Here is a 3,733-nt window from a genome sequence, read left to right on the forward strand (position 1 = left end):
CCCGGCGCGCCCCGGCGGTCCGCCCGCCTCCGGCGGGCGTACCCACCCCCCCCGCCCCCGACCGGGTCCGTGCGGTGCCCGGGGTGAGCGCGGTGTCGGAGGTCGTGTCGTCGTCGGTGTTCGTCATGGATCCGGCCGACGGTTCCGACGAGGGCCGGCCGGTCCAGGGTGTCAGCGCGGACGGGGTGAGCCGGACAGCGGGATACACGGTGACCGGCGGATCGTTGTCCGCTCTCACCGGCGACACCGTCGCGCTACCGTCCCCGCTGGCGCGGCGGTGGGGCGTGGGCGTGGGTGACACGGTCAAGCTGCGGCTGGGCGACGGGTTCCCCCTGACGGCGAAGGTGGTCGCGACCGTCTCGGCCCGGCCCGGGTTCGAGACACTGCTCATGCCGGTGCGGACGCTGGCGCCGCACACGTCCGCGGGGCTGCCGACGCAGCTCCTGGTGCGGTCCGCCGACGTGGGGGCGCTGCGGGACTTCGCGGCCGGCCGTCACGACGTCGTCCTGGGCGACCGTACGGCACAGCTGCGCTCCTTCCAGGACCAGGCGGCGCTCGGGGCGTGGGTGAACTACGCGCTGGTCGGGATGATCGCCGCGTACACCGTGATCGCGGTGGTGAACACCCAGGTCATGGCCACGCTCGCGCGGCGGCGCGAGTTCGGCCTGCAGCGCCTCACCGGCTCGACCCGCGGGCAGGTGCTGCGCATGGTCCTGGTCGAGGGCACGCTGGTGGCGATCATCGGCGTCATCCTGGGCGGCGTCGCAGCCGCCACCACGCTGGTCCCGTTCAGCCTGGTGGTGAAGGGGACGCCGCTGCCGTCCGGCTCGCCTCTGACGTTCCTGTCGATCGTCGCGGCCGCGGCGGCGCTCGCCCTGGTGTCCATGCTCATCCCCGCCTGGCGGAGCACGCGCCGCCCGCCCATCGAGGCGGTGGCGACCGAGTGAGGTGATCCCCGGGCTCCTCAGCGCAGGCCGAGCGCGGCGCGTTCCAGAGCTCAGGGTCCAGTGGTGGTCGTGGTAGAGCGCCCGGCCTCGCGTGGGACGTCGGGGTTGGAACCTACGTGCGCGTCTTCAGCCTCCTGACGGCAGTACGTGTACTCCCGCCGGCCGATGCCGGGCGATCCGCCGCGCCGCATGATGGGCGGTCTCGACACACTAGCCCGGGGAAATCCATGATCCACCATCGAAGCGAGCCCGCGCGAGCCCGCAAGATCTGGCTGATGCTCGTCGTCGCGGCCGTGTTCGGCGCCGTGCTCGTCAGCCCCTATCTCGGGCTCGACGTCAACGCCAGCCGGCTCGAGGTGACGAGCGGGACGCACTACCACCTGCTCGTCGCCCACATCTTCACCGCGCTGATCGCGCTCGTCCTCGGCCCGCTCCAGTTCGTCCCGGCGATCCGGGCGCGCGGGCGCGTACACCGGATGATCGGCCGTTGTTATCTCCTCGCGGGCGTGCTCCCCTCGGCGCTGACCGCCATACCGGTGGCGTTGCTCTCCGGCCGTCTCATCACCCAGGTCGGCCTGGTCGTCCCCGCCGTCCTGTGGCTCGTCACCGGCGGGCTCGCCGTCCGGGCCGCCCGCGACCGCGACTTCGCCCGCCATCGGAACTGGATGACGCGCAACTACGCGCTCACCTTCCTCGCCGTCACCTCACGCGTCCTGGTGCCGCTGATCCTGCTGGCCCACCTGCCCTTCGGCGGTGCGGCCGACGTCCAGTCCATGATCCCGATCGGGCAGGCGCTCGGGTGGATCGTCAACCTCGTCGTGGCGGAGATCCTCATCAGGAGGTCCCGCACCCGGAGCGTGACCTGATGACGATTCCCCCATGGGTGGCGGGACAGTCGGTGATGTGGCTGCTGGCCCACATCTACCTGTGGGCCCGCCTCGTCCGGGCCACCACGCCGGCCCGCTCCCGCGCTCGCCGCGTGGGCACCGTCCTCGCGGTGGTGCTCGCGACGTTCGTCCCGGCCGCGCTCATCACGCCGTTCTTCCTGGACATCGCCGTGTCCCGCTGGATCGCGTGGCCCACCAACATCTGGTACGGCCTGGCCGTCTACCTGCTGATCCTGCTCATTCTCGCCGAGCCGGTACGGCTGGCCGCGGCGTTGACCCGCAGACGCCGGGCGAAGGCGCGGCTTGAGGCTCCGGACCCGGCACGACGGGCGTTCCTCGCCCGCTCGATCGCGGTGACGGCGGGCGCCGCCGCGACGTCCGTCGTCGGATACGGCATGGTGACCGCCCTGAGCCCGCCCCGCCTCGACCACGTCACCGTACGGCTACGCCGCGGCGGAGCCCAGGCCCAGGGGCTCCGGATCGCGCTGGTCGGCGACATCCACCTGGGGCCGATGCTGGGCAGAGCGCACACGCAGCGCATCGTCGACATGATCAACCGCACGGAGGCCGACCTCGTCGCGATCGTCGGAGATCTCGTCGACGGCACCGTCGAGCAGCTCGCCTCCGCCGCCGCTCCCCTGGGCGATCTGCGCAGCCGGCACGGCACGTTCTTCGTCACCGGCAATCACGAGTATCTCTCCGGCGCGACCGCGTGGATCGAGGAACTGCGGGACCTGGGCGTCCGGCCGTTGCAGAACGAACGCGTGGAGCTGCCCGGCCTCGACCTCGCCGGCGTCAACGACGTGACCGGCGCCCGGCAGGACCACGGACCCGACTACGACCTGGCGCTCGGCGACCGCGACCGGGACCGCCCGGTCATCCTGCTCGCTCACCAGCCGATCCAGGTGAACGAGGCGATGCGGCACGGCGTGGATCTCCAGCTGTCCGGGCACACCCACGGCGGCCAGATGGTGCCGCTGAACCTGATCACCTCCTGGGCACAGCCGACGCTGGCCGGGCACGGGCGCTTCGGCGACACGCAGCTCTACGTGACCAAGGGGGCGGGATTCTGGGGCCCGCCGGTCCGGGTCGGCGCGCCGCCGGACATCACGATCGTGGAACTCGCCATCTGACGGCCGCGGTCAGGCCTGATGGTCCCAGCCGGGGCTGACCAGACCGCTCTCGTAGGCGAAGACCACGAGTTGAGCCCGGTTCCTGAGATCGAGCTTCATCATCGCCCGGCTCACGTGGGTGCGGATCGTGGCGTTGCTGAGGAACAGCGCGCCGGAGATCTGCTCGTTGTCCAGGCCCCGGGCGACCAGGGTCACCACCTGGCGTTCCCGGTCGGTGAGCTCGCCGAAGCTCGCGCGCCGGTCGAGCGGCCTGGCCCGGCGCGCGTACTCGGCGATCAGCCGGCGGGTCACGCCCGGGGACAGGATGGCCTCCCCGGCCGCCACGGTACGCACGGCGTTGATCAGCTCGTCGGGCAGGCCGTGCTTGACCAGGAAACCGGCGGCGCCCGCCCGCAGCGCGTCGAACACGTACTCGTCCATCTCGAAGGTCGTCAGGATGACGACCTTCACCTCGGCGGTGGCGGGCGAGGACAGGATCGCGCGGGTGGCCTCAAGGCCGTCCATTCTCGGCATCCTGATGTCCATCAGCACGACGTCCGGCCGGATCGTCCGCGTCTGCTCGATCGCGGCCAGCCCGTCGCCGGCCTCGCCGACGACCTCCACGTCGTCGGCGCCCGACAGCAGCGCGGCGAAGCCGGCTCGCACGAGGCGCTGATCGTCGGCCAGCAGGACACGGATCATCGGTGCTGCTCCTGGAGGGGAAGGGTGGCCCGTACGGACCAGGCGAACGGTTCGAGCGGGCCGGCGGTCAGCGTGCCGCCGCAGG

Annotated in this window: 4 protein-coding genes; 3 read left to right on the forward strand and 1 reads right to left on the reverse strand. The window is 72.1% G+C overall.

The genetic code is table 11. The features are described from left to right. The 3 genes from ACFWY5_RS57900 to ACFWY5_RS57910 form a co-directional block, all read left to right on the forward strand. On the forward strand, positions 1-947 hold a 947-nt coding region (locus ACFWY5_RS57900; RefSeq protein ID WP_379640390.1), incomplete at its 5' end, for an ABC transporter permease. A gap of 227 nt (positions 948-1,174) precedes the next feature. Next, entirely contained in the window at positions 1,175-1,813 is a 639-nt protein-coding gene (locus tag ACFWY5_RS57905) for a DUF2306 domain-containing protein (protein WP_379640391.1), read from the forward strand. Beyond that, positions 1,813-2,967, forward strand: a complete 1,155-nt coding sequence (locus ACFWY5_RS57910) for a metallophosphoesterase (RefSeq protein WP_379612547.1) — start codon at positions 1,813-1,815, stop codon at positions 2,965-2,967. The genes ACFWY5_RS57905 and ACFWY5_RS57910 overlap by 1 nt, the downstream gene beginning before the upstream one ends. A 9-nt stretch (positions 2,968-2,976) precedes the next feature. Here the strand turns inward: ACFWY5_RS57910 and ACFWY5_RS57915 are convergent, their stop codons facing one another. Next, positions 2,977-3,648, reverse strand: a complete 672-nt coding sequence (locus ACFWY5_RS57915) for a response regulator (protein ID WP_379612548.1) — start codon at positions 3,646-3,648, stop codon at positions 2,977-2,979. Positions 3,649-3,733: the final 85 nt, after the last annotated feature.

This window comes from Nonomuraea sp. NPDC059007, from assembly GCF_042740555.1.
GTDB lineage: Bacteria > Actinomycetota > Actinomycetes > Streptosporangiales > Streptosporangiaceae > Nonomuraea.